This window comes from Iningainema tapete BLCC-T55 (assembly GCF_014698965.1).
Lineage (GTDB): Bacteria > Cyanobacteriota > Cyanobacteriia > Cyanobacteriales > Nostocaceae > Iningainema > Iningainema tapete.
Window position 1 is genome coordinate 1 of record NZ_JACXAE010000133.1, and the last position, 24941, is coordinate 24941.

Here is a 24941-nt window from a genome sequence, read left to right on the forward strand (position 1 = left end):
GGCGAGGTTGGTTAAAATTACACGACCTCTGCGAGGGTTGGCAGCTTGCTATAGAGACTTAACGGGAAAAGTCAGCTAAATGAATGGCTTAACTGTGGAGATAGTAAATGGCAACCGATTCGCGATGGATTGATAGCGATCGCACAACAATTACATTCGGTAGGAGAAGAAATTAGTATAATTCTTGATGCGGATATCAACCTGCGCCGCCTCCCTTGGCAAGAGTGGACAGTATTTCAAAACCACTATCCCCAAGCCGAAATAGCATTGAGAATAGCTCAAGCACAAGCTCAAATACAAGAAATTTCTTCGCCCAAGAGTGCCAAAATCAGAATTTTAGTCGCTGTGGGCAGGAGTGATGGTATTAATACTGAAGATGACTTAGAGGAAATCCGACGTTTAGAACAACTTGGGGCAGAAGTAGTTTACTTAAAGCAACCAACAATCAAGGAGTTGTGCGATCGGCTTTGGGATCAACAGGGCTATCATATCTTTATCTTTACAGGACATAGTGGCAGTGATAGTAATGGTGAAATTGGCTGGATTGAGGTAAATGACACGGAAAGCCTGCAAATTGAGCAATTTAAGGAAGCTTTAAAAGTAGCAGTAACTAGAGGATTGCAGTTAGCTATTTTTAATTCCTGTGATGGGTTAGGGTTAGCCAACCAACTGGCGCAGTTAAATTTACAACAAAGTATTGTCATGCGGGAACCAGTACCAGACTCGGTGGCAGTAGAGTTTTTGCGGCACTTTTTTCAACAGTTTAGTAGTAATCAATCCCTATTTACTTCTGTACACACCGCTCGTAAACGTCTAGAACATTTTAATCGCGACTATCCAGGTGCAGTTTGGTTGCCGACGATTTGCATTACTCCTAATTTTCAGTCCCTTACCTGGCAGCAACTTCGCGGTTCAACTCCAGAAGATACCATGCCTCCATCACTCAACAAGTGGCGGCTCATTCTTGGCTTATTAGCTTTAGTTGTTGGTTGTGCGACAATTTTGTTGATTTTCGATGTTTTTTTCAACGCAGAATTTCAAGACGTTGATGTTCCCAAAGGAAAATTTAAATACGCAGGAAGCACAGCGTCAGCAGCATTCGACTGTGACGGAAAAGGAATTAATTCTAGAATCCAGTCAGTTCGACAAGGTTTCCAACTAAACTACACCCGTCCTACTGATATAAATCCCAACTCTAAAGATCTTCCCAGTTCTGGTACAGGTATTAAAATGCTAATCAACGGTGACGTGGATTTTGCTTTATCCTCACGCCCCCTTAAACAAGAAGAAACGGGCGATGCCAGAGCCAAAGGATTTGAACTTGAGCAAAAGTTAGTAGCACGAGATATAACTGGGATCGTTGTTCACCCCTATATTGCTGACAGGGTTCACAGTCTTACCATAAAACAATTGAAAGGTATATACACAGGCAAAATAAAAAATTGGCAAGAAGTAGGAGGTCCTAACCTACCGATTACTCCCTACGCACACGGTGCAACACAGGACGCAGCAAAATACGGTTTTAAAAACGAAGTTTTAGATGGTGAACAATATGTCAACGTTGAAACCGTTCCAGATACTACTAATGGAATACGGAAGGTTAAGGATAACAATAAGCGTGGTGGCATTTATCATGCTCCAGCTACGCTAATTTTTGGTCAATCTGGGATTCGACTCATGCCTATTATCGGTAGCGAAGCTAACGCTCAGCCAGAGCTTCCCTTTAAAGTCACTTCTTCCAAACTATGTTTAAATGCGAAGAGTGAGGACAGTTTACGTGCGCCGCTAAACCATAAGTATCCAAAACAGCTGCTCACGGAAGAGATATCTGTGATTGTGAAGAATTACCATGACGATACAAATCCTACGCAGAGGGTAGGACAGGCTTATTATAAGTTGCTACTGACTGACGAAGGGCAAAAGATAATTGAGCAAATTGGATTTCAACGTATTCGCTAACAGCAAATGAAGCCACTGGAGCTATTAAGTTACCCGTTACTGAAGACTGTCACACAGTTCAGCAACAAGGGCTTCATATCCTTCCCAACTGACATCAGTGATCATCTGCCGTTCTTCCCTTTACCAAGAGTATACGTGCTACTAATAAATGTCACGTATGTATTGCTACCTTCGCGTTGGGCAGCGACTCTATACACTACGTCTTTTTGCTTTTATCAAATTTTCCAAAATCTCTACGTCATCTACAGTGTAAAGTTTAGATTCTGGTTCGGCATAAATTTTATCCATTAATGCCTCAAACGCTTCATTGTCATTCTGGTGTTCAATTAGATACTGTTTCAGTTCAGATTTTGTCATTGTTGAGAAATTAGGTTTAGTCATTCGTCATATCTCCACTTATTAGTCATACCGGTGTCTGTTGGTGAACAACTAGCTTCCACTTTCCTTCACGAAGAGTATACGTGCTACTAATAAGTGCCACGTATGTATTGCTACCTTCGCGTTGGGCAGTGACTCTATACACTATTACTCCTGCGTTCTCCGACAGTGAAATCACATGCGGCTGTTCCATTTGGAAGGATTTCCACGGTTGAGCAGCCATAGATTCGAGAATGTTCTCTCTCCCTTCTATAAGCAAGCCACCTGGAAATACCATGATTGCATCGTCGGTGAGCAACGAGCCATAAAACTTCTTTGCCGCATCTCCTTTCGATGAGAGCGCCTGCCAACCTTGCTCTTCGAGTTTTACTAAATCTTGCATCTTAGTCACGAACTTAGCTATGAAAAGCGTTTGAGATGTACTTACTTATGTTGAAATGATACCATGACAGTGATTAACTTAAGATTAGTATATTTAGAGGAGTAACTATGGCGGGTAAAAAATTAAAAAATATCAAAGAATCTTTAACACCATTTTTGCAGCATATGGGAAAGACACCAGAAAAACAATTACAAAAAAACTTAGCAGCAATGAAACTTTTAAGAGAGTGGATTGAAGAAGAAGTTTCAGAGTCAGATTTAAAACAGAGAGAAAGTTATTTTGAATCTTTCAAAGAAATCATTGATAATGAACGAATACCAGAGTATAGGCTTTACTTTTAGAGCAGCTACACATCACTACTCATGACTCTATCGGCGAAAAGACTTCTTTGACAAAATTTTCGTACTGTGTTGAGGTTTCAATGAGTATTTCTGTTAGGTTGAAATATGTTGAGATGGTTGGATCGTTTTGAATACGAGTATGCACCTCAGTAGTAATGCAACTAGCAACAAAAATAGTTTTCACTTCTGAATTACTGCGCAAAGCTTCCTCAAAAGATTTTTTGGATGCACCATAACGTTCAAGCGCTCCAGCAGGATCGGTACCTCCTTTTACCTCAATTACACCAATTGTCTTACCTTGATTGCCCAGAAGTGAAATATCTGGTTCACTGGAAAAAAGTATTGAGGTGCGATTAGTTAACATGACACCTTTATAGCGCTCAACATTTCCCAGTTGTTCCTCAAGTAAATCGGGATTGTACAGTTCAATTACCGTACCTAAACGCGGTATCAAAGCAGCAAGAAGATTTCGTTCTTTAGCCTCTTTAACAAGAAGTTTCTGGACTACTTTTTCTGCTTCTTCCCCGATAGCATTACGCCATGAACCATCAATTTGTGACCCAGTTGACGCAAGTAGTATACCATATAATTCTTCCTTTGTAAGACTTTCTATAGAGCTATCAATGATAAGCGATATATGTTCATTAAAAAGGCGAGAAAGAGCTAAAGCTTTGTCTTCAGTCAAAGAATAGCGATTTTCTTGATCGGCTTCAATCTTCTTAACATCTATTCGTGTTAAATACTTAACTGCTTTCTGAGAAAGTGCTGCTGTATTACGATAGTAAGCTAATAATCTAGAGTGTTCTCGAATTAACCTGGGGTGACAAAATACTTGAATTAGCTCTAAATTAGCATGTCCATTGATGTAAGTAAATGCATCTTCCCCAATACCCCAGTTAGCTCTATCTTCCCAACTGTATAAATGCTTTACTGGTAATAAAGCATCTATTCTTGCACGAAAGGATAGTGTGTTGTACTCTTTAAGTTTACGATAAAAGAAGGTTGAGCGCAACCGATAATTTATACGATTTGCTTCTGTTAAGAGATAATTTTCTTCTTGTGTCACACTGCTTGCTTTTCCCAAATATATACACATTTACGAAGTTCTGAGCGACCGTGATTTCCCATTTGTTGACTACTATTACCTTTTCCGCGTCCTAATGTCCAAATGTGTCGCGTTGTTAGTCCGAAAGACTCTGCCATATTAGATAAAATAAGGTCTACAGGTATTTCTTCTCCAGCATATCGGACGTTATCGTTAACCATTGCGATTATGCCACCTGGTTTGAGAATTCGAGCTAATTCATAAGTAACAAAGCACATTTCGTAAAAGTAATTACGCACCATTCGGGCAATATTTGTGTTATTTAAGTTTCCTTCTTTTCTATAAGCTTCTAGAATTGTTAGTACTTCATGCAATGCAGTTTGTTGTTGGAAGGTAGAATCAACTGTCAAAAATTCCTGATGGCGTTCTATATTTTTATAATAATTTTCTAAATAAGCTCGTTTATCACGATTTTCTACAGTACATGATAACATTGTCTGACGTAATTGCTTTATTTTCTCTTCACTACATCCTAGAAATACAAGCTCAAGTGCATAGGTGCGTGTATAGTCATATCTGTTGACATAAGGTGGCGATGTTATGACAAAATCAATACTACTTTCTTGCATAGTAGGAAGAGTATCTAGACAAGAGCTTTGATAAAGTACAGGCGCTGAATTTTCTCCATGAATATAATTTACACTATTATGTTGTGAGGGTTTGTCGCCAAATAAATTCAGTTGAGTGGGTTCGCCATTTAAATCAGATGTAATTTGCTTCAGCTTCTGATAGATCGCATCATTAAAATTGAGAATTACTCCTTTATCAAATTGATTTTTACCCTTAGCACGACCTGAACGAGTATCCCAGCGTAGATATTGTCCATCTTTTCTGGTATAGCTAATATCTTCAAGAATACAAAAAGCGGCATAAAGAATTAGGGTACGAATGTCTTCATTCTTGATAAAATTATGACAATAAGAAATATAACCTACCAGTTGTTCTTCAGTATCCGGAGAAAAGGCTCCACGGGTAATTGGAATATGCTTGAATGTATAGCGTTGGTCATAGTAATCTTTAAAGTTAATTTTTTTAAGTTCAGCAAATACTATATTGAAAGATTCTACATTGATTTTTTGAGCTATTAGTCTAGCTCTGGTAGCAAAAATGCCGACAGGTAGGAGTTCAATTCCCATAGTCTGCCATCCCAAGGTACTGGCAGCAAAAAGAGCAGAACCACCTCCCGAAAATGGATCAAGTAGAATACCAGGCTGTGGCTTGAGTTGCAGAAGATATGTAACTAATCGTTCTGAAAAACCTTCCCTATATTTAAACCAGGCAGAAAATGGTGCTTGTTTATTTGCCTGAAAACTCACTAATGTTCGATCTAAAGAAGGATTATGAATAATTTTTGACTGAAATTTTTCGTAAAGAGCAGTTCTTCCGATTGAAGATGAAGTAAGTTGCATAAATTGCGATGTAGTTGTGTTCCGCATAACCTCTATTTTGCTATGCTAAAAACCTAGAGTAGCAATTATTTAGAACATGTCACCGCCTACCATCACTCCTGTTAGTACTGCTTTTCCTCTCAGTGCTGTTGTCGGTCAAGAAGCGATTAAGTTAGCCTTACTATTAGCTGCGGTAGATCCGGGGTTGGGGGGAGTGGCGATCGCAGGTCGTCGTGGTACGGCAAAATCAGTAATGGCTCGTGCTATCCACGCCCTACTACCTCCAATTGAAGTAGTCAAAGGTTCAATCAGCAATTGCGATCCCCACCACCCAGAAGAATGGGACGACATATTATTATGTAGAGACGTTACGTGTAACGTCTCTACAACCGTGGAAACAGAAATTATTCCTGCGCCGTTTGTGCAAATTCCTCTGGGAGTTACAGAAGACAGACTCCTGGGTTCTGTGGATGTGGAACAATCAGTAAAACTTGGAGAAAGTGTTTTTCAACCTGGGTTGTTGGCACAAGCACACCGAGGTATCCTTTATGTGGATGAAATTAATTTATTAGATGACCAAATATCTAATCAACTTTTAGCTGTACTATCTTCTGGAAGTAACCAGATTGAACGCGAGGGGATTAGTTTTCAACATCCTTGTCAGCCGCTGTTCATTGCTACCTATAATCCAGAAGAAGGAGCATTGCGAGAACATCTACTCGATAGAATAGCGATCGCCCTTTCAGCTGATGGTGTACTGGGTTTAGATCAAAGAGTAGAAGCTGTAGAACAAGCTCTAGCCTATTCTCGTTATCCACAAGAATTTCTTCAGCAATATCAACAAGATCTAGACGATCTGAAAACTCAAATTATTTTGGCACGGGAATGGCTTAAAGAAGTGCAAATCACCACTGAACAAGTCGCTTATCTTGTCAATGAAGCAATTCGTGGGGCAGTGCAAGGGCATCGCGCCGAGATATTTGCCATGCGAGTTGCCAAGGCGGCAGCTGCTTTGGAAGGGCGTACACAAGTTAACGCAGAAGATTTGCGTCATGCTGTGGAGTTAGTAATTGTACCACGGGCGACAGTTGTACAGACACCGCCTCCTCAAGAACCACCACCACCACCCCCTCCACAGAATCAAGAAGAACCAGAAGACGAGTCAAATCAAGAACAACAGGAACAGGAAGAAAATCAAGAGCAACAGGAACAAGAACAAGAACCACCCAGCATCCCGGAAGAATTTGTCTTTGATCCTGAAGGGGTAATTCTTGATCCCAATGTGTTATATTTTGCTCAAATGGCACAGCGACAAGGTAAATCTGGTAGTCGTAGCTTAATCTTCTCAGAAGACAGGGGACGCTATGTTAAGCCAATGTTACCCAAAGGCAAAGTACGACGCATTGCTGTAGACGCCACCTTGAGAGCAGCAGCACCGTATCAAAAAGCACGACGGGCGAGGCATGTAGAGACGCCCCGCCGGGGCGTCTCTACGGAAGTCGGGGAGGCTGTGAGTCGGGGAGAAATCCAAAATCTCCAAAAAAAGGTATACGTAGAACAAAGTGATATTCGCTCCAAGCGCTTGGTACGTAAAGCTGGAGCTTTGGTAATATTTGTCGTAGATGCTTCAGGATCGATGGCGCTGAACAGGATGCAGTCAGCAAAAGGAGCGGTAATGCAGTTTTTAACAGAAGCTTATCAAAACCGCGATTCTGTAGCTTTGATTCCCTTCCGGGGAGAACAAGCAGAAGTATTACTACCGCCAACACGTTCTATTGCTATGGCACGTAACCGCCTGGAAAGATTACCTTGTGGAGGGGGTTCGCCACTGGCACATGGTTTAACTCAAGCTGTACGTGTCGGTTTGAATGCAGTTCGGAGTGGAGATATTGGGCAGGTAGTAATTGTAGCGATCACTGATGGACGTGGTAATATTCCCTTGGCGCGTTCTTTAGGTGAAACACCAGAACCAAACCAAAAGCCGGATATCAAAGCGGAATTGTTAGAAATTGCCGCGAGAATTCGTGCGTTAGGGATGCAGTTGTTAGTAATTGATACAGAAAATAAATTTGTTTCCACTGGGTTTGCTAAAGAATTAGCAACGACAGCAGGAGGCAAGTATTACCATTTGCCCAAAGCTACAGATAAAGCAATTGCTGCTATGACTAAGGGCGCGATCGCGGATTTAAAATCTCGGTAAATAGCTAATAGCTAATGGTGAATGGCTAATGGCTTATAGCAAATAACAATCAGCAATTAGCAATTAGCTATTAGCATGTAGTGCCTGTTGCTACTACAGGTTGGCGTAAAACACCCATTAAATCTTGAACTCCCTTATGTAAATAACGTGTTACAGTCATGGGACTAGTACCAATTTTCTTAGCTGCGTCTTTACGAGAAAGTTCTTTCAAAAACACCAACTCAACTGCCATACGCGGCTTTTCTTCTAACATATTCATTGCCCCTTGAAGTTGTTGGCGTTCTTCTTCAAGTTGTTGAAAAGCAACACTACGGGGACAAGGAAGTGCTTCACCCAAAGTGATTTGACAATCTACGTAGTGAACTACAGTAGCATCTAGACTTAAGGGTAAACGATTTTGCGCGGCTAATTTGGTTTCTTGCCATTCGTGTACAGAAACTTGAAGAATGTTGGCAATTTCAGCATCCTTGGGGGGACGTCCTAACTTAACAGCTAGTTCTTTGCGTACCTTTTGCCCTTCATTGTAGAGTTCTTGCCAACGACGGGGAATTTTCAACAAGCTACTGCGATCGCGCAAAAAGTGCAACATTTCACCCCGAATATATGGCACGGCAAAAGAACTAAAAGCATATCCTTGACTAGGATCGAACCGTTCAATTGCCCTAATTAAGCCAAAATAACCGATTTGCTCCAAATCTTCATAAGGTTCATTACATTGATGGCTAAATTTATGCGCCATCTTTCTGACTAAGCCAGTATGTAACTGTACAAGTTGATTACGAAGTTTAATAGAGGGATTCTGATGGTACAAGCGCAATAACTCCATACCTTCAGAGCGCACACACGACTGATTTATTGCCATAAAATATTCCTTTGTGGCAACTCGTTTGCCTACAAAAATCTAGTTGCGTAAACCGTCATCTAATCTGAAATTATTTTCCTTAAGAGAAGCTAAAGAATCTATCGTTTGTTTTACTGAATTTCTGAAGGGGCGAATTGAATATCTACGCATTTACACGGATATTTTTTTGTAGGTAATCTGCTGTCAGGCAGTTTCAACTCTTTAGAAACACTACATGGTTAATCATAGACAATGTAAGTAAAAATAGACTAAATAGCAATTCACACAGAACAAGCCGTTGTGAAATATGAGTAATACCAGCAACTTCCGCGATGCTTTCCGTCAAGCTAAAACTCAAGCTCTCGTAGGTCCCAACGTCATTGCCAACGCCCTCCCTTACGTGGGCGGTGGGCTAGTGCTAACAGCACTGGGAACTTACGGTGGAATTAACATTATCCGCACTAACCCCCAAATATTCTTTCCCACTGTGATTGGTGCGGTGATTTTGGAGTTGATTTTGTTCTTCGTTGCTCAAAACGTTGCCGAAAACGGCAACAAAAAAGTTGCACTACCCTTACTTGCAACCTACAGTCTCTTGTCTGGGTATACCCTAAGTGGCTTGGTATTTCTGGCGCTGAGAAATCCCAATGTAGGTATTGCGGGTGTTGGCTTTGCCGCACTAGGTTGTGGAATTACCTTTATTGTCGCCCGTCAAATTGGCTCCAATCTGTCTGAGCAAGATGGGATGGCGTTAACGAAAACGATTAATTTGGGGATCATCGCTTTAATCGTTGTCTGCCTCACCCAGTTCGTGTTTTCTTTCTTCGGTGTTTTCACACCCACTTGGTTAGAAATTGGCATCTCCGGTTTGGGCGTGTTTCTCTTTGTGGGCGCATCCGTAGTTGATTTCTACATCCTGCCACGTACATACCGCGACGATCAGTATCTACCCGCTGCTTTATCGATGTACTTAACCTACATCAACTTGTTCGTCTTCATTTTACGGTTACTTATTGCTCTCAATAGCCGTGACTAGGGCAGGGAGTAGGGGGGTAGGGGAGTTTGTGAGTAGGGGAGAATTAAAGTTTATATTCTCCCTCACTCAGACACTCAGACACTCCCCCAAAATGGAAGTAAACTTCTAAAATAGAGAGATAAAAGGAGAATACATACACACAATGGAAGTTTTAGAACTCAAACGCGAAATCGAAACGTTGTCTAGTCGCCTGGGTAAAACCCAGGACTATCTTTGACATCCCCGCACTTACCGCTAAGATTCAAGACTTAGAACAAATAGCAGCTCAACCAGAATTTTGGGAAGATCAAGTTAAAGCCCAAGACACGTTGCAAGAACTTAACGATCTCAAAGCGCACTTGCAACAGTACAGTCAGTGGCAAGTAAGTCTGGAAGACTCCAGAGCTGTGGTAGATCTTTTGGAGTTACAAACAGATGAAGGGCTACTACAAGAAGCAGAATCTACCATTACCAAGCTTAAAGGTGAACTCGATCAGTGGGAATTACTACAATTACTATCTGGTCCTTACGATGAAAAGGGTGCAGTACTAACCCTCAATGCAGGTGCTGGAGGTACTGATGCTCAAGATTGGGCAGAAATGCTCTTACGTATGTACACCCGTTGGGGAGAAAACCACGGCTACAAGGTGCATTTAACTGAAATCTCTGATGGTGATGAAGCAGGAATTAAATCGGCAACGATCGAAATTACTGGGCGTTACGCCTATGGGTATTTAAGGCCCGAAACAGGTACTCACCGTTTGGTAAGGATTTCACCATTTAATGCCAATGGTAAGCGACAAACCAGTTTTGCTGGGGTGGAAGTCATGCCCCAAATAGATAACACTGTGCAGCTAGAAATTCCGGAGAAGGATTTGGAAGTTACCACATCCAGATCTGGTGGTAAGGGTGGGCAGAATGTTAACAAAGTAGAAACTGCTGTGCGGATTGTTCATATCCCCACAGGCATTGCTGTACGTTGTACAGAAGAACGCAGTCAACTACAAAATAAAGAGAAAGCTCTCGCCCGCCTCAAAGCAAAGCTGCTAGTGATTGCTCAAGAGCAACATGCCAAAGAAATAGCCGAAATTCGCGGTGATATGGTGGAGGCTTCTTGGGGAAACCAAATCCGTAACTACGTTTTCCATCCTTACCAGATGGTAAAGGATTTGCGGACAAATGTGGAAACGACGGCGATCGCTGATGTGATGAACGGCGAGATCGACTTTTTCATCCAAGCTTACCTGCGCCAAGAAAACCAGCTAGTAGAAAGTGCGATCGCTTAATTAAGTCAGGAGTGAAGAGTGATGAATAAAAATCACTCCTGACTCCTAATTTGCCAAAATAGCAGTAACTGCGCTCAACAAAATGTTACATTAGTGGAAGTATTTGTCATCGAATCATGAGTAATTCTCCTTCTACAGAACCCCAACCTAGTTATGTAAAACTGGCTATGCGAAATATGGTGCGCAAACGTGGCACCTCTATAAAACATTTTGCACTCACCACGGTAGGGCTTTTAGCTGTTTTAGTAGGTCTTGCTTACCTAACTCGATAATTATTAAACATAATTACTGTAACTAAAGGAGATTGAGTCGGAACTTGTGCAAGTTGAATTATATCTAGAAGATGATAGCAAAGAATATTCCCACATAGAAGCTGAGAATTTTGAAGGTCATGTTCAAATTAGCGCTCAAACTTGGGAAGAAAGATTTAACAGCTGGTGGAAAGTGCTGAAACCGGATATTGTCATCGCACCAACTTACGAAATAGGGCTACGTTTAACAACTGATGCCCAAGTTCAATTACTAAATGCTCAATATCGTCAGCAAAACCAGCCCACAGACGTTTTAGCCTTTGCCGCATTGGAAGTAAATTTTCCTCAACCAGAAGAAATGTTTGCTTCTGAGTCATTGTATCTAGGTGATATTGTTATTTCTGTTGATACGGCTAAACGCCAAGCGCAACAGCAAGAGCACCCTTTGTCAACAGAGTTAACCTGGTTAGCATCTCACGGATTATTACACCTATTGGGCTGGGATCACCCAGATGAAGAAAGTCTTAACTTGATGTTAAAGCAACAAGTAGTCTTACTGAAGACAATAGGTATTACTATAGACTTAGAATAGCAATATATTACATATACTAGATATATTAATTTTTCTCTAGATATCATACGATGTCTATGTGCCTGATCAGTTATTAAATTTATTAAAATCGGCGAAAATCTCCACCTTAGCTAATTTTGCTGTTGAATCCAACGCTTATGCCCCACGAAGTTTCATCGCCACCAACACCAAACCACCTAGAAACTGTTGTCTCCAAGCAAAGGGAACTTTCTTGGGGAGTTGCTGCTAATTTAGTTAGTAGCTTTAAGTATGCTTGGGCTGGAATTATCTACGCTTTTACAACACAGCGTAATTTTCGTATTCATGTGGGCGTCTGCATTCTGGCACTAGGATTAAGTATTTTTTTACACTTAAAAGCAGTAGAGATAGCAGTAATTGGCGTAACTAGTGGTTTGGTTTTGGCATTAGAGTTATTGAATACAGCTGTTGAGTCGGTTGTGGACTTAACCGTTAAGCAAACGTTTCATGAACTAGCAAAAATTGCTAAAGATTGTGCAGCAGGAGCTGTGCTGATCTCGGCTTGTGTGGCAATGCTAGTAGCTAGTGTACTTATATTCCCTCCTCTATTCACCTTGATTTGCTCAGCGATTAAATCGTAAGTTCTGGCAGTTCTGTATTAATTTGACACAATACGTATTAGAATCTGGTTGTGAGATGATAAATAATTACTTACACAAACCAGGAGTAATAGGTTGTGATTATAGTTATAGATAATTACGATAGTTTTACCTATAACTTGGTGCAGTATCTGGGAGAATTGGCTTCTGAATTCCCAGTTGCATCTGATATTAGGATTTTTCGTAATGATAAAATATCACTAGATGAGATTCGTGCCTTAAAGCCAGATGGGGTGGTAATTTCCCCTGGTCCAGGTCGTCCAGAAGATGCCGGAATTTCGCTCTTATTAATTGAGAAACTTGGACCTAGCTTGCCAATTTTAGGAGTTTGTTTGGGGCATCAAAGTATTGGTCAAGTGTTCGGTGGTAATATTATTTCTGCATCAGAATTAATGCACGGTAAAACTTCTCAGGTGCATCACAACAATGTGGGAGTTTTTTGTGAAATAGAAAATCCCATGACCGCAACCCGGTATCATAGTTTAGTGATTGAGCGCGAAACTTGCCCAGATGTGTTGGAAATTACTGCATGGGTTGAAGATGGCACAATTATGGGAGTGCGACACCGGAACTATCCTCACATTGAGGGCGTCCAATTTCACCCAGAGAGTATTCTGACAAATTCAGGTAAACATTTACTGCGAAACTTTCTCTTAAAACTACAATCGAGAGCGTGATTGATGAAACGACGAAAATTGATGGGCTATGCTGGAGCGGGGTTGGCGTGTGCGATGGTAACAAATTTCAGTTATCAACAGCAGGTTACAGCCCAATCTAGCGGTTCAATGTCAATTCAGTGGTTGGGTCATACTTGCTTTTTATTTACTGGTGGCGGTACAAAAGTGCTTGTCAACCCTTTTCGGAATCTTGGTTGTACAGCTGGCTATCGTCCACCAAGAGTGGCAGCAGATCTAGTTTTGATTAGTAGTCAACTACTAGATGAAGGTGTTGTCGAAGGCTTACCCGGAAATCCTAAGTTAATTTACGAAGCAGGACTGTACGAGTTTAAAGGTATCAGGTTTCAGGGAATATCCATAGACCACGATCGCAAAGGTGGTAAGCAGTTTGGCACAAATACTGCTTGGCAGTGGAAGCAAGGGGGATTTAACATCCTCCACTTAGGTGGAGCCGCCGCTCCCATTTCCATTGAGCAAAAAATTTTAATGGGACGCCCTGATGTAGCATTGGTTCCTGTCGGTGGTGGTCCAAAAGCTTATAATGCCACGGAAGCTAAGCAAGCAATTCAAGTTCTCAATCCCAAACTCGTAATTCCCACCCATTACCGTACACAAGCCGCTGATGCTGCTACTTGCAACATCTCTCCTTTGGATGAGTTTTTAACTTTGATGAGTGGCATGAATGTTCGTCGAGCTAATAGTGACACTATTACTATTAGCTCGGGAAGTTTACCAGAAAATGGCGCAATTCAAGTTTTAAGTTATAAATTTTAACAATTTCTGGTCGGAACGAACGAGATAAATCAAGCTAAAATCGCATTAGCAGTTACAAAAACTAATGGATACAAATGCAAATCAAAGACATGACAGTTGATGAACTCAGAGATTTAATAAAATACACTGTTGAAGAAGCCTTAGAGGAATTCTTGGGCGATCCCGATGAAGGCAAAGAAGTTAGAGAAGAAGTTAAGCAGCGATTACTTGAATCACTCAAGCGAACACAAGCAGGGGAGCGTGGTATTCCTGCTCAGGAAGTTTACAAAAAACTGGGTATCAATCCACAATGAACTATGAGCTTGAGATTAAAGCAGAAGCCCTTGCTGATTTAGAAGGGCTAACTCAAGTTGTACGCGATCGCATTGCCACTAAAATTAATTGGTTAGCCGAAAACTTCGAGTACATCACTCCCCAACCTTTGACAGGTAATCTGACTTTTTTATACAAGTTAAGAGTAGGAGATTATCGAGTGCTGTATTCCTTCAGCACAGAAAAAAAGATAATCACTGTTCATCAAATTGGACATCGAAGAGATATTTATAGAGCATAAATAATTTGTGTTATTCATAACATCTAATCTAATCCTACTTAAGTATATAGACAGCTTAAGCGAAAAGTTATACAATCATATTTGATGCGGTAAATATACTCACTGCGGCATCGAAATAAGCATTTAAAATTTTCTAGTGATTCCATTGGTGAATGTGGAAGCACTCTATTATCCTAATAGAGTATTGAGTAGAGGGCAAGCAAAATGGATGTAAAGTTAATTTTAGTAGTATTGACAGTTGTATTTACAGTTTCGTGTTTGTTCTTTGGCACGAAAAACGGATTCTATGATACAGACAACTATCATGGCAATGGCTCAGCTCATTGACAAAACACAGGCAAGATAATTAAAGCCTAATTGAGCTGGTGGAATTGTCATCATTTACGTTTTTCCGAATCGGCTGCGGCGTCCTCCCCAAGGGAAAATCTACGTTACACAAGGGTACAGGGGCGCAAAACTGACACAATTGGAGGAAAAATCCTCCAGACAATAGTGTCTTGCCCTAGAATACACTCACTAAAATCCTAGTAGATTAAGGATGTTGGTGGTTGGGAACGAAGAAAGTACAGGGGAGGAAAGCATGAGCGATCGCCTATCGGCTCAAGATCGTGTTGATACAGGAGAGGTAGCCAGTGAATTAGAATGCTTACCTTATGGTGTACATCACTATGAGGAAGGAGTCTGTTTACTAGTGCGGATGGGACCACATCGCATTCTACTTGACTGTGGTTTGGAAAATATTTCACCCTTAGTACAAGGATTGAAAAAATCGGCGCGGCAGGGTAACTCCCCCCTTCCTGCCGATTTAGTCATAGTCAGCCACGCCCACCCAGATCATGCCAGGGGGTTGCTAGAACTCCACAAAGCTTTCCCGTTATTACCCATTTACGCTAGTGAAGTAACAAGTAAGTTACTGCCACTAAATTGGCTAGACCAAAATCCTGAACAAATTCCACAATTCTGTCAGGCTTTGCCTTTACGCTCACCCGTAGAATTTAAAGATGGTTTAGTGGCAGAAATATTCCCAGCGGGTCATCTACCTGGGGCTTGTGCAATTCTGCTGACGTACACTACAATCAAGCGCACTTACAAACTACTGTATACGGGTGACTTTTTCTTATCTAACTCTCGTTTAGTAGAAGGGTTGCGGTTAGACGAATTGAGAGGATTAGAGTTGGATGTGCTGATTATCGAAGGTACTTATGGCACATCTCGTCATCCCCATCGCCGTAACCAAGAAAATCAACTAGCGGAAAGAATAAATCGGGCGATCGCCGACCGTTGTTCAGTGCTTATACCTTCTCCTACATTAGGACTGGGTCAAGAACTGTTAATGCTTTTACGTAGTCATCACCACTTTACGGGACGTGATTTAGATATCTGGGTCGATGGCGCTGTAGCAATTGGTTGCGATGCTTACTTAGAATTACTACCCCACTTTCCCCCGTCAGTACAGAACTTTGCCCGCCATCAACCGCTATTTTGGGATGAACGGATACGTCCCCGCGTGCGTCGTTTGCGACCAGAACAACGTGCCAATGTAGGTAAATCCCCTTGTATTGTTTTGTGTGACTTAACAACCAATTTGGCAGAATATTGCCAAATTGGTACAGGTCCTTGGGTAATTCTTTTACCCGAAAAAACTAACATACAAAGTAGCATTGACAACTCATCGTCTCAGTACACACGTTCCGACGGAACGTCTCAATCAAGTTCTCGACTTGCTACCATCGAAACTTATTTCCTCGCCCAACACAGTGATTGTCCTGGTATCACTCAATTAATTCATAATTTGCGACCGCAGCATGTGGTGTTTGTCCACGGAACACCAGCTTATTTAGCAGATCTAACTAGTTTAGAGGAGTTGCAAAACCGCTACCATTTGCATTCTCCCGAAGCTGGTACACTGGTAGAATTACTGATTGGGGAGACATTTTTACAACCAGCAGCACCAGACACCAATTATGAAGGAGAACTAACAGAACTAGGGACAGTAGTCACAATTACGCTTCCTGATGCAATTACTGGCGATCCGCGTTGGCGTCAATTTGGCGACACAGGTTTAATAGAAGCTCGTTGGCAAGGAGAAGAACTCGTGTTGCGGGCATTGTCTCAACGAGAACTACTGAACCAAAATAGCGATCGCCATCTTTGGTCTGATGTAGACTGCTGCGGTACTTGCCGTCACCAAAGGGGACAACGGTGTTGGAATCCCGCGTCCCCTTTGTATAACTTTAAAGTGACTTTGGAAGGTTACTGTCCTGCCTTTGAACGTAACAGTGAGGGTCAATAGTTAATTGCTAACTGCTAAATGCTAATGGTTAATAGTACAATTAGCCATTAGCCAGTCTTCCATTAACATTTACTCTGGATTAGAGTCGGTAAAACGATTGCGGATACGTTCAGCTTCAGGACAATCTTCTGTGAGTAGTGGTTCTATGTTACCGCGTGGCACTGAGGCTAATTTTTGGGTTACAGCGCCAACACTTTCTAGACGAACCATTTCCTCCCAAGAACATATTTCATCTTCTTCTTCTGTTTCATATCGTAGAGTGACTAAATCTCCCTCTATATCGATAATGCGGGCGCGCTCAATCCAGCGTTGCTGGTCCCGCAAGAAAACGCATACCTCCCGCCCGTCACAACACAGTTGATAAAGCTTGCGGTGTAGCATCTACTACTTCTGCCTTCCTAAACGTTATTAAATCTGTCAAATTGCTGGGATTTCCCCAACTGTAGCTTTTCCTTAAAGTTCAGAGAACCTTAAAAATAGCCTATAACCCAAGCCAATCACTTGTGAGTGATTGTAAATTTGGTCTAAATTTTGGGTTATTAAGTTTCTGGTACACCAGTTTACTCAATAGAAGTCTAGGTCATTCAAAAAATGTTTACTTCATAGAAGTCACATAATTCGGAAGTTGTCCTGACCAGGTTTAGAGTAGCTGGTGAGTCATTACTACCATTATGTAATAAAAGATACTCCAAAACAAGCGATATTTGCGGTTGTTTTATTTGCCTAGTTGTAATCATTGGCATTGCTAGGAAGTTTGGAGATTTTGCTTTACTTTTACCCCTATGTACTTGATCTTAGCTTATTCTCTGGCTGACCTTCATGTTTTAAACAACAACCTCAAAAGTTTTGTGTTGATTTTTAGGTAGCGCCTTGTTCGCGTTACTTTAATTTTGGGAATATCAGCTTTTTTTGTACGCAATGGGGAGTTCCATCATCCGAGTTGATGATGCTTCTCTTTTAATTAGACCGGCACTAACTGCATCGTGTAGCGCTGCAAGTGCTGCCAAATCCTCTGAGTGATAGCTCTTTGCTGCCAGCACTTGGTTGAGAAGACCTTCCGATTCAACACTAAGACACCCGGTTTGGAAAGCAGATTCAATAAGAGCGCGAATCATTGTGAAGTAAGCAGCGTAGTTGAGCATAATGATGTCTCTACTTTGGAACAAAATTACTTTCATTTAATTGATGTAAGTCAACATGTGTTAGTGATTTTAATTAAACAATATGTGTGATTAAAATCACATACAATTTCTCCTCTATCTACTTTATCTGCTACCAATACCACTCCTAAAATTGTACAGTAGGGATATGATATTTCCAAGTACGAGTTTTTTTTGAGATTTAATGTATTTTTATATACTTTTTACCTATTTGTTTATCAAGATTATAGCAGTAAATTATACATTATCAATAGTTTTTCCACTTAGATAGTAAAAAACTGACGAAAATCTTCATCCTTTTGACTTAAATTTACCCACGTTAAGTTCAAAGACCTAAATTTTTGCACCAAGCGTTCACAAGCGGGACGTTCGGTGGCATAATGTCCAGCATCAATCAAAACTAGCTGTTGATCTCGGCTTTCTTGAAATTGATGGAATTTACAGTCAGAAGTCAGATAAGCATCTACCTCACCAGTTTTAACTACTGCCGAGATAAAACTAGCTCCCGAACCACCTAAAACAGCAACTCTAGAAATTCGTTGCTGTAAATTGGCTGTGGGTGAAAAAATTAAATTCGGTGGAGCAAGTTTGGTTTGAATTACCGCGAGAAAATTCTGTAATGTCAAGGGTGAAAGGTTCCCAACACGTCCATATCCCAATCCTGATTGAGTTGGTACGATGGGAGTCACATCTGTCAATTGTAAAATTTGTGCTAAAACATCAGCCGTACCATCCTGAACTTGGTCAAAGTTGGTATGAGCCGTGTAGATACCAATATTGTGGGTAAAAGCTAATCGCGCCATTTCGGCGATCGCCTCACCACTACATAATGATTTGAGTGGATGAAAAATCAGGGGATGGTGTGCAAATATCAAGTTAACAGAAGTACCAGCATTTTGCAGTGCAATTGCTTCATGCATTACAGCTAATGTAGGCGTCAGACAAACCAGCACTCGCGCATCTTGCTGCAAAACCCCAGGCTCAATTTGCCAACCACAATTATCCCAGCTTTCTTGCCAAGAGGGATTTGCCCATGCTTCAAACCAGGCAATTAAATCAGCAATTTTCATATGTTAATTTGTTCTGGGAATATTTAGTTTCAATGATAACTGTTCGCGCATTTGATGGAAAGGTTTATTCCATACAGGGCAAGCATTCCAACTCCATGTGGCGACAGGAATTAGTTGCTTTTGAGCTAAATATAATAATAGACGACGTTCATCTTCCGGTTCGCGAGAAAAACAGAAGGGATTACGATAAAGCTTTCCCGCAAGTCTATGGTACTTGGCATCGTCAACTTTAATTAATTGTGTAATCTCTTGACCTCTTGTAAGTAAACAATCTAAAAAAGTCAAGCTAAAAGGTTCGTCAATATTACAATGGGATTCCTTTTGTACCCATTTTGCCCAATCAAACCCGTAAATAAAGTCATGGGTGTAGCGAAAACGGATTTCTGAGTGCTTACCGAACATGGACATTAGCGACACTATCTTATCACCAAAAGATTCTAAAAACGCCTCTGCTTTATCTTCTTGTGCCAAAGCTTGTTTAAGCATACTACTGACGATAAAATCAAAATCCCAGAAGATATTGTCAGGAAAGTTTTGCAATAGAGCATACAGTACACGCTCCAAGGTATCTCTGAGGGATTTTACTAGTTCATAATCGCAAGTTGTTTGCATCACAAAATTACCCAATTCGACAAAGCTAGTAGTTAAAGATGATTGGGGATTCAGTGACAAACGATTGACAGATTGCTGAGCAAGAATGTCGTCAAGAAGTTGGAAAGAACGATTTTGTGTCACCGGGTGTGGGTTGTGTAAACTATTAAGAACCAGAAATATGGACAACTAATTCTCTTATATGGCTTCGTTGTCTGTGTTCCCAGATGTAAATTCCCTGCCAAGTTCCCAGTACTAAGTTACCTTGATTGATAGGGATGTTTTCTGTGGTGTGAGTCAAGGCTGTGCGGATATGGGCTGGCATATCATCGGGACCTTCGGCATCATGGATATATTGGGCTGATTCTGGCACTAATTTTGCCATGAAGTTGGCTAAGTCTCTGAGTACATCTGGATCGGCGTTTTCTTGAATCAGTAAACTAGCTGATGTGTGGCGTAAGAATAGGGTACATAGTCCTGTTTCGATACCTGTTTCTGCGACTATGGCTTCTATCTTTGGGGTGATATTTTGTAAGGATTTGCCTGTTGTGGGGATTTTTAGTAGTCTTTGGTGGTGAGTCATAGGTTGCTTTGTGCGCACTTAATCACAAGTGTCTGTTTCATTTTCTATTTCAGATTTTCTCTGAGCTTCTAGCCAAGGAGAATCGTAGTGATTCCAGGGAAAGATGGGTGTATTGGGTAGTTTGTCTGTCAAAACGGTGATGTTAGCAAGGTTTGGCTCTGGTAAGATGCGTACACGCTTAGTAGGTGTTTTATTGTCATCGTGATGAGAATTCATAGTTTTTGCAAATGAATGTATTGGCAGTTATGTTAGCTAGATCTGGCTTGGTTAGGCGCACGCGCTAACCCTGGGGTTTCTTGTCGTCACCTTGATGAGAATTCATAGTTTTTGTAGTTGTGGTAGAAAATTAATTCCCGCAAAATGTAACAAAGCTACAAAAGCAATTCCCCATGTGACATAAGCCGCATACAATAATAATTGGGAGATTTCATCTAATCGTTGTTTATTTGTATTATAGGTTATTGATAAGTCAGATAACGTCTGTAACTGGTATTGTATAGGTTGCATTCTCAAATAAACGTCCAGTTGGTCGTCTTTGAGATTAGGACTGACAGCTAACTGACGTGGCAGAAAAGCGTTGATCAGTAAAGTAAAGTTCAACAAAAATAACAATATTTCTGCTACGCTGAATAAGCTGAAGACGGGAAGCAGCTTGGAAATGGTCAGAACTGTTAGTAGTGCGCTGTTGGTCACAAATAGAATGTTTAGTTGAGTCAGTAAAATTTGCCGTTCATCTTTTTGCTTTTCTAAAAGTCGGCGTACATCTTGACCTGCTAGTTGCAAGGTTTCTATGTCTACTGTAGGGGATTCCACTCTTGTTTTAGGTAAATTTAATTATTATTAAGATACTCGATAACGGCGTGGGCTATGGTTTCATTACCATCCTTGGCAATGGGTTGCACTCGCTTTGGTAACTGCGGCGGCTGCTGGAGAAAATCCCATGTGCCGTGAAAAAATTCTTCTGAGGTGAGAATTTGATGGTGGTTGTAGTTGGTTATACCTTCTAAGAGATATGCTGCTTCGGCAAAGTCGTCACGAGTCATGGTAACAATTGGTAATCCGAGTCGTGTGGCTTCGGCAAATGTACCAAAACCTGGTTTAGAAATAACTCGTTCACAAACAGGCATAATATCTACAGGACGATATTTCAAATCTGTGATTTTGAGTAAGTTGGGTAAATCAGGAGCAGATTTGTCAAAGGTGATGAATTGCCAATTTGAATATTTTTCTAGGTTATGGTAAGGGATTTGCTGTAACCCTAAGCCGCCAAAGGTAAGTAATATGGTGTTTTCTACTGGGGTGGTTATTCCCCATGTGGTACGTATTTCTTCTACTGTGTAACGCGGTGAACCACCAGTTAAGCCTACATCTGTGATATTTTTGAAGGCACTCATTGGTTCGTGGAAAGGAAGACGAAATAAGCGATCGCACTGGGAATAATAATCACTAATCCAATCAGCTATTTCTGTAAAACCTTCCCAATCTCGATAAATAAAATCCCAACCAAAATTACTCATCATCCAACAGGGGAGTTTAGATGCAATAGCGATCGCACAAGCAAGAAAGGGAATATCTGCCAAAATTAGATTGACGCGGTTTTGACGAATAAAGTTAACTTCAGATGCGATGAGAGAATTCTGATTTTTCTTAATCTCTAGCAGTTTCTCTAAGGTAGCCGCTTTATCCATTGTTAAGCTATCTGATTGCACTACGCCTAAATCAAATGCGCGAGGGCGATGAATGAAGTCGCCTTCTATATAACATTCCAGTAACCACCGTGGTGCTGTAGTTGCCATAATGAGCAGTACTTCTGGAAATAACTTTTGTATTGTGGCAGCTACAGATGCTGTACGTGTAGCATGTCCGAATCCGTGGTTGGTAATTGCTATGTATAAAATTGGGCGGGGCATAAGAAGTCAGGAGTCAGGAGTCAGGAGTCAGGAGTCAGAAGGTAGAAATGACGATTAATTCAGAATTCTTAACCATTAATGATTTAGCAGAATCTCTCGATTGTTTCAACTAGATGATCGATTTCTGATTGTAATGTAAAATAATGAACACAGGTACGTACACAGTCTGGGTAAGCGATCGTCCGGGTTAATAGCCCCAATGATTCTAAATGCGCTACTAATTGACTGCTGGTTTTTTCCTGGTTAGTGATTTCAAAGGAGACTAAGCCGCTTTCTGGTGGAGAAGTCTTTAAACATCTGATACTCGATAGTTCTGATAGCCGTTGCCAAAGATACTGACTAGTATGGCAAATTTGCTGAAAACGTTCTTCTGCGGTTCCCCATTCTTCATGAGTAGAAATTGCCGTTTTTAACCCACAGTATAAAGGGTAATTTGATGTTGCTACTTCATAACGTTTTCCATCTGGATACCAATCTACTGGTTTACCTGTTGAATCGCTAATTACGCCACGCCAACCAATAAATGTAGGTTTGAGGCTTTCTCTTGCTTCTGGTTTTACGTATAAACCTCCTACACCACCAGGACCACATAACCATTTGTGACCGGTGAAGGCGTAAAAGTCAACTCCTAAGGTGGTTAAGTTCAATGGTAGTAAGCCGACTGATTGGGCGGCATCTATCAGCAATTTTGTCTGATTTTGAATGCATATAGTAGCAATTTTGTCAAGAGGTAAAACTTGACCTGTATTCCAAAGAATATGACTTAACACCACTAGACGAGTATTGGGGCGCAGGTACTGAGCAATAATTTCAGTGGGATCTCCCTCGTTGAGAGTTGCCATTAAAGGAATTGTCGTCACTTCAACACCAAATCGACGGGCAATTTCCAGTGCGATCGCCATAATACCCGGATGTTCGCAATCAGATAATAGTAGGCGATCTCCACTCTTCCAATCAATCCCCCACATGGCGATGTTACAACCAACTGTGACATCTTCGGTAATAGTGATTGTTTCTTTTGATACATTTAATAAAGCAGCAATTGCTACTCGTAGATCTTGCACCTGTTCTCTAATCCAATTATTCACAGCAGTGCCAAAAGGACCAATTTGCTGAATATATGCTTGAGCTTGGTTGATAGCTTCCATCGCCGCTAGGGGCATCGGTCCTTGCCCACCGTAGTTAAAATAAGTCTTATTGGTTAAAGCTGGAAATTTCTCTCGATGGTGATGCAGCATAATGAGGAGTGGGGGAGTTTACTCGTTTTGATATTTTCTTCTTATTCACTCATCTTGCCTTCATTGGCTGTGATTTAGCTAACAATAAGTTTTGTTAACTGGAACACTGCCATTATGTGCTAATTATTGTTAGCCTAGAAGAATGTTAATTAATGCTGAACTACTGCTGCAATACCAACGCTGTAAGCGCCGCCCTTTTTTAGACACTTACAGTGACAGAAGACAGCGAGATGCTGCCAATGACTTACTGGTGAAACTGCAACAAGATAAAATTGCTCATCAACAGAGTGTTTTGAAGCACTTTACCTATGAGCAGCCTGCTTATCCATATAGAGATTGGCGACAAGGCGAGACAGCAACTCTGGAATTGATGCGGCTTGGGGTTGAATGTATTCATCAAGGAGTGCTATCTTTCGATACTGAAGGATACACGCTGATTTCTCGTCCAGATTTACTCTTGAAACAGCCAGGATATTCTTGTTTTGGCGATTGGATTTATGTTCCTGCGACTATTGAACTGGGTAAACGTCCTAAACAAGAGTATCAAGTTGTTGCTGCATTTCACGCTTTTGTTTTGGCTCGGTGGCTGCAAGTTGAGTTGGATACGGCTTGGTTGATATTACGTGGTAAAGAGTCTGGTTACGCTGTGGATTTGGACAAATGGATGCCACAGATGCAGGAAACTTTGGCGGATTTGATTCAAAGCTTGGAGCAAGTTGAAGCACCAGAAGTTTTTATTTCTCGTCAACGGTGTAGTCTTTGCCCTTGGTATAGTCAATGTTATGCGATCGCTCATTCCACTAAACACCTGTCTTTGTTACCAGGTGTAACACCTGTGCGCTACAAGCAACTACAAGCATTGTCCATTACAACAGTAGAATCTCTGGCGCAAACTAGCCCAACTGAATTGGAAAATTTACCTGGTTTTGATTCTCAAATAGCTCCTAAATTAGTTTTGCAAGCTCAATCTGTATTTTTAAATCGTCCATTAATTGTTGAATCAACTCATGTATTTTCTAATGAGAGAATATTACTGGGAGGCTTATCAAGTAATCATGAGGTATTGCCACAAAAATCTAGCCAGTTGCTTTTGGAGCCACAAACTAGTTTCATAAATAACCGTATTACTAACTCACATCCCATAGAGCTTTACTTTGATATTGAGGCGCAACCAGATTTGGATTTAGATTATTTACTAGGAGTTTTGGTTGTTGATAAACAAGCCAACACAGAAAAATTTTATTCTTTACTAGCAGAAAAAGAATCAGATGAAGAATTAATTTGGCAACAGTTTTTGGATTTGGTGTGGCAATATCCCCAAGCGCCAATTTATCATTTTTGTGTGTATGAGTTTGATACAACTAGAAGATTGGCAAAACTTTACCGTACTCCGCAGTCAGTGGTACAACCAGTTTTAGATAGATTTGTCGATGTGTATGCAGAATTAACACAAAGTGTGGCGCTGCCAGTAGAAAGCTATGCTTTAAAAGCGATCGCTCGTTGGTTAGGGTTTGAGTGGCGTGATGTAGATGCTACTGGTGCAAAGTGTATATACTGGTACGATCAGTGGTTGAAAACAGGCGATCATAGTTTACTAGAAATTATTCAACGCTACAACGAGGACGATTGTCGTGCTACTCGCAGTGTAAAAGATTGGCTTGTCAAGTTTTTTCAGGATGAGCAATGGGGAATTGCGGATGAAGAATAGTCAGAAAATATTCCCGATTCCCAGTTAAT

General features: G+C 41.0%; 28 protein-coding genes. 14 read left to right on the forward strand and 14 right to left on the reverse strand.

The genetic code is table 11. The features are described 5' to 3' along the window. Positions 1–129: 129 nt before the first annotated feature. Positions 130–1959: a substrate-binding domain-containing protein gene (locus tag ICL16_RS43170; RefSeq protein ID WP_190838654.1), complete on the forward strand. Its 1830-nt coding sequence runs from the start codon at positions 130–132 to the stop codon at positions 1957–1959. Between the two features lie 189 nt (positions 1960–2148). On the opposite strand, the gene ICL16_RS43175 is transcribed toward ICL16_RS43170, so the two are convergent. Continuing rightward, positions 2149–2340 carry a DUF6887 family protein gene (locus ICL16_RS43175; protein ID WP_190838656.1) on the reverse strand — a complete coding sequence of 64 codons (192 nt, stop codon included), beginning with the start codon at positions 2338–2340 and terminating at the stop codon, positions 2149–2151. A 22-nt stretch (positions 2341–2362) separates the two neighbouring features. Further along, positions 2363–2719, reverse strand: a complete 357-nt coding sequence (locus ICL16_RS43180; RefSeq protein ID WP_190838658.1) for a nuclear transport factor 2 family protein — start codon at positions 2717–2719, stop codon at positions 2363–2365. 107 nt (positions 2720–2826) lie between these two features. Here ICL16_RS43180 and ICL16_RS43185 point away from each other — a divergent pair, with 107 nt between their 5' ends. Next, a complete protein-coding gene (locus ICL16_RS43185) occupies positions 2827–3060 on the forward strand; it encodes a hypothetical protein (protein ID WP_190838660.1) in 234 nt (77 codons plus the stop codon). A gap of 19 nt (positions 3061–3079) precedes the next feature. On the opposite strand, the gene ICL16_RS43190 is transcribed toward ICL16_RS43185, so the two are convergent. Together ICL16_RS43190 and ICL16_RS46565 are read right to left on the reverse strand one after the other, a co-directional pair. Then, positions 3080–4126: an XcyI family restriction endonuclease gene (locus ICL16_RS43190; RefSeq protein ID WP_190838662.1), complete on the reverse strand. Its 1047-nt coding sequence runs from the start codon at positions 4124–4126 to the stop codon at positions 3080–3082. Continuing rightward, positions 4123–5601, reverse strand: coding sequence for a site-specific DNA-methyltransferase (locus tag ICL16_RS46565; protein ID WP_190838664.1), 1479 nt, complete (start codon positions 5599–5601; stop codon positions 4123–4125). The genes ICL16_RS43190 and ICL16_RS46565 overlap by 4 nt, the downstream gene beginning before the upstream one ends. Before the next feature lie 49 nt (positions 5602–5650). Here ICL16_RS46565 and bchD point away from each other — a divergent pair, with 49 nt between their 5' ends. Then, complete coding sequence (bchD, locus tag ICL16_RS43200; RefSeq protein WP_190838666.1) at positions 5651–7753, forward strand: magnesium chelatase ATPase subunit D; 2103 nt, start codon at positions 5651–5653, stop codon at positions 7751–7753. A gap of 70 nt (positions 7754–7823) precedes the next feature. Here the strand turns inward: bchD and ICL16_RS43205 are convergent, their stop codons facing one another. Then, complete coding sequence (locus ICL16_RS43205; RefSeq protein ID WP_190838668.1) at positions 7824–8615, reverse strand: RNA polymerase sigma factor SigF; 792 nt, start codon at positions 8613–8615, stop codon at positions 7824–7826. A gap of 286 nt (positions 8616–8901) precedes the next feature. On the opposite strand from ICL16_RS43205, the gene ICL16_RS43210 reads away from it, so the two are divergent. The 10 genes from ICL16_RS43210 to ICL16_RS43255 all read left to right on the forward strand — a co-directional run bounded on the left by ICL16_RS43210 (position 8902) and on the right by ICL16_RS43255 (position 16652). Continuing rightward, complete coding sequence (locus ICL16_RS43210) at positions 8902–9630, forward strand: Bax inhibitor-1/YccA family protein (RefSeq protein WP_190838669.1); 729 nt, start codon at positions 8902–8904, stop codon at positions 9628–9630. A gap of 142 nt (positions 9631–9772) precedes the next feature. Next, a protein-coding gene (prfB, locus tag ICL16_RS43215) for a peptide chain release factor 2 (RefSeq protein ID WP_190838670.1) occupies positions 9773–10895 on the forward strand; the annotation gives its coding sequence in 2 pieces (ribosomal slippage) (positions 9773–9844 and positions 9846–10895; 1122 coding nt in all). A 116-nt stretch (positions 10896–11011) separates the two neighbouring features. Further along, complete coding sequence (locus tag ICL16_RS43220) at positions 11012–11167, forward strand: DUF3285 domain-containing protein (RefSeq protein WP_190838672.1); 156 nt, start codon at positions 11012–11014, stop codon at positions 11165–11167. A gap of 46 nt (positions 11168–11213) precedes the next feature. Then, a complete protein-coding gene (gene ybeY / locus ICL16_RS43225; RefSeq protein ID WP_190838675.1) occupies positions 11214–11738 on the forward strand; it encodes an rRNA maturation RNase YbeY in 525 nt (174 codons plus the stop codon). A 137-nt stretch (positions 11739–11875) separates the two neighbouring features. Continuing rightward, positions 11876–12337: a diacylglycerol kinase family protein gene (locus ICL16_RS43230; protein WP_190838677.1), complete on the forward strand. Its 462-nt coding sequence runs from the start codon at positions 11876–11878 to the stop codon at positions 12335–12337. Positions 12338–12432: 95 nt separating this feature from the next. Then, the gene (locus tag ICL16_RS43235; protein WP_190838679.1) at positions 12433–13032 is read left to right on the forward strand and encodes a glutamine amidotransferase-related protein; all 600 of its coding nucleotides are present in this window, start codon (positions 12433–12435) and stop codon (positions 13030–13032) included. 3 nt (positions 13033–13035) lie between these two features. Further along, positions 13036–13806, forward strand: a complete 771-nt coding sequence (locus ICL16_RS43240) for an MBL fold metallo-hydrolase (protein ID WP_190838681.1) — start codon at positions 13036–13038, stop codon at positions 13804–13806. Between the two features lie 74 nt (positions 13807–13880). After that, positions 13881–14099 (forward strand): hypothetical protein, encoded by a 219-nt coding sequence (locus ICL16_RS43245; protein WP_190838683.1) that lies wholly within the window; start codon positions 13881–13883, stop codon positions 14097–14099. After that, positions 14096–14359 carry a type II toxin-antitoxin system RelE family toxin gene (locus tag ICL16_RS43250; protein ID WP_190838685.1) on the forward strand — a complete coding sequence of 88 codons (264 nt, stop codon included), beginning with the start codon at positions 14096–14098 and terminating at the stop codon, positions 14357–14359. Before ICL16_RS43245 ends, ICL16_RS43250 begins: the two co-directional genes overlap by 4 nt. A gap of 580 nt (positions 14360–14939) precedes the next feature. Continuing rightward, positions 14940–16652, forward strand: coding sequence for an MBL fold metallo-hydrolase (locus ICL16_RS43255; RefSeq protein ID WP_190838744.1), 1713 nt, complete (start codon positions 14940–14942; stop codon positions 16650–16652). Positions 16653–16721: 69 nt separating this feature from the next. Here ICL16_RS43255 and ICL16_RS43260 read toward each other — a convergent pair whose 3' ends face one another. The 9 genes from ICL16_RS43260 to ICL16_RS43300 form a co-directional block, all read right to left on the reverse strand. Next, positions 16722–17033 (reverse strand): DUF6679 family protein, encoded by a 312-nt coding sequence (locus ICL16_RS43260; RefSeq protein WP_190838687.1) that lies wholly within the window; start codon positions 17031–17033, stop codon positions 16722–16724. Positions 17034–17551: 518 nt separating this feature from the next. After that, a complete protein-coding gene (locus ICL16_RS43265) occupies positions 17552–17767 on the reverse strand; it encodes a hypothetical protein (RefSeq protein ID WP_190838746.1) in 216 nt (71 codons plus the stop codon). A gap of 308 nt (positions 17768–18075) precedes the next feature. After that, entirely contained in the window at positions 18076–18882 is an 807-nt protein-coding gene (locus ICL16_RS43270; RefSeq protein ID WP_190838695.1) for a Nif3-like dinuclear metal center hexameric protein, read from the reverse strand. Positions 18883–18885: 3 nt separating this feature from the next. Beyond that, on the reverse strand, positions 18886–19617 hold the full coding sequence (locus ICL16_RS43275) for a hypothetical protein (protein ID WP_190838697.1): 732 nt from the start codon (positions 19615–19617) through the stop codon (positions 18886–18888). Positions 19618–19639: 22 nt separating this feature from the next. Then, positions 19640–20056: a secondary thiamine-phosphate synthase enzyme YjbQ gene (locus ICL16_RS43280; RefSeq protein WP_190838699.1), complete on the reverse strand. Its 417-nt coding sequence runs from the start codon at positions 20054–20056 to the stop codon at positions 19640–19642. 18 nt (positions 20057–20074) lie between these two features. Then, positions 20075–20272, reverse strand: a complete 198-nt coding sequence (locus tag ICL16_RS43285) for a hypothetical protein (RefSeq protein ID WP_190838701.1) — start codon at positions 20270–20272, stop codon at positions 20075–20077. Positions 20273–20374: 102 nt separating this feature from the next. Then, positions 20375–20869, reverse strand: coding sequence for a hypothetical protein (locus ICL16_RS43290; protein ID WP_190838703.1), 495 nt, complete (start codon positions 20867–20869; stop codon positions 20375–20377). Between the two features lie 17 nt (positions 20870–20886). Continuing rightward, positions 20887–21966 (reverse strand): glycosyl transferase, encoded by a 1080-nt coding sequence (locus ICL16_RS43295; protein ID WP_190838704.1) that lies wholly within the window; start codon positions 21964–21966, stop codon positions 20887–20889. Between the two features lie 83 nt (positions 21967–22049). Further along, positions 22050–23204 (reverse strand): aminotransferase class V-fold PLP-dependent enzyme, encoded by a 1155-nt coding sequence (locus tag ICL16_RS43300; RefSeq protein ID WP_190838706.1) that lies wholly within the window; start codon positions 23202–23204, stop codon positions 22050–22052. A gap of 142 nt (positions 23205–23346) precedes the next feature. On the opposite strand from ICL16_RS43300, the gene ICL16_RS43305 reads away from it, so the two are divergent. Beyond that, positions 23347–24912: a TM0106 family RecB-like putative nuclease gene (locus ICL16_RS43305; protein ID WP_190838708.1), complete on the forward strand. Its 1566-nt coding sequence runs from the start codon at positions 23347–23349 to the stop codon at positions 24910–24912. The last annotated feature ends 29 nt before the right edge of the window (positions 24913–24941 follow it).

Bases quoted from the DNA above. Each gene is read 5' to 3' on its own strand.
- ICL16_RS43265 (WP_190838746.1), bottom strand. From the start codon at position 17,767: ATGATTCGCGCTCTTATTGAATCTGCTTTCCAAACCGGGTGTCTTAGT.
- ICL16_RS43300 (WP_190838706.1), bottom strand. From the start codon at position 23,204: ATGCTGCATCACCATCGAGAGAAATTTCCAGCTTTAACCAATAAGACT.
- ICL16_RS43180 (WP_190838658.1), bottom strand. From the start codon at position 2,719: ATGCAAGATTTAGTAAAACTCGAAGAGCAAGGTTGGCAGGCGCTCTCA.
- ICL16_RS43270 (WP_190838695.1), bottom strand. From the start codon at position 18,882: ATGAAAATTGCTGATTTAATTGCCTGGTTTGAAGCATGGGCAAATCCC.
- ICL16_RS43240 (WP_190838681.1), top strand. From the start codon at position 13,036: ATGAAACGACGAAAATTGATGGGCTATGCTGGAGCGGGGTTGGCGTGT.
- ICL16_RS43255 (WP_190838744.1), top strand. From the start codon at position 14,940: ATGAGCGATCGCCTATCGGCTCAAGATCGTGTTGATACAGGAGAGGTA.
- ICL16_RS43260 (WP_190838687.1), bottom strand. From the start codon at position 17,033: ATGCTACACCGCAAGCTTTATCAACTGTGTTGTGACGGGCGGGAGGTA.
- ICL16_RS43285 (WP_190838701.1), bottom strand. From the start codon at position 20,272: ATGAATTCTCATCACGATGACAATAAAACACCTACTAAGCGTGTACGC.
- bchD (WP_190838666.1), top strand. From the start codon at position 5,651: ATGTCACCGCCTACCATCACTCCTGTTAGTACTGCTTTTCCTCTCAGT.
- ICL16_RS43245 (WP_190838683.1), top strand. From the start codon at position 13,881: ATGCAAATCAAAGACATGACAGTTGATGAACTCAGAGATTTAATAAAA.
- ICL16_RS43250 (WP_190838685.1), top strand. From the start codon at position 14,096: ATGAACTATGAGCTTGAGATTAAAGCAGAAGCCCTTGCTGATTTAGAA.
- ICL16_RS43230 (WP_190838677.1), top strand. From the start codon at position 11,876: ATGCCCCACGAAGTTTCATCGCCACCAACACCAAACCACCTAGAAACT.
- ICL16_RS43205 (WP_190838668.1), bottom strand. From the start codon at position 8,615: ATGGCAATAAATCAGTCGTGTGTGCGCTCTGAAGGTATGGAGTTATTG.
- ICL16_RS46565 (WP_190838664.1), bottom strand. From the start codon at position 5,601: ATGCGGAACACAACTACATCGCAATTTATGCAACTTACTTCATCTTCA.
- ICL16_RS43305 (WP_190838708.1), top strand. From the start codon at position 23,347: ATGTTAATTAATGCTGAACTACTGCTGCAATACCAACGCTGTAAGCGC.
- ICL16_RS43175 (WP_190838656.1), bottom strand. From the start codon at position 2,340: ATGACTAAACCTAATTTCTCAACAATGACAAAATCTGAACTGAAACAG.
- ICL16_RS43185 (WP_190838660.1), top strand. From the start codon at position 2,827: ATGGCGGGTAAAAAATTAAAAAATATCAAAGAATCTTTAACACCATTT.
- ICL16_RS43280 (WP_190838699.1), bottom strand. From the start codon at position 20,056: ATGACTCACCACCAAAGACTACTAAAAATCCCCACAACAGGCAAATCC.
- ICL16_RS43210 (WP_190838669.1), top strand. From the start codon at position 8,902: ATGAGTAATACCAGCAACTTCCGCGATGCTTTCCGTCAAGCTAAAACT.
- ICL16_RS43295 (WP_190838704.1), bottom strand. From the start codon at position 21,966: ATGCCCCGCCCAATTTTATACATAGCAATTACCAACCACGGATTCGGA.
- ICL16_RS43220 (WP_190838672.1), top strand. From the start codon at position 11,012: ATGAGTAATTCTCCTTCTACAGAACCCCAACCTAGTTATGTAAAACTG.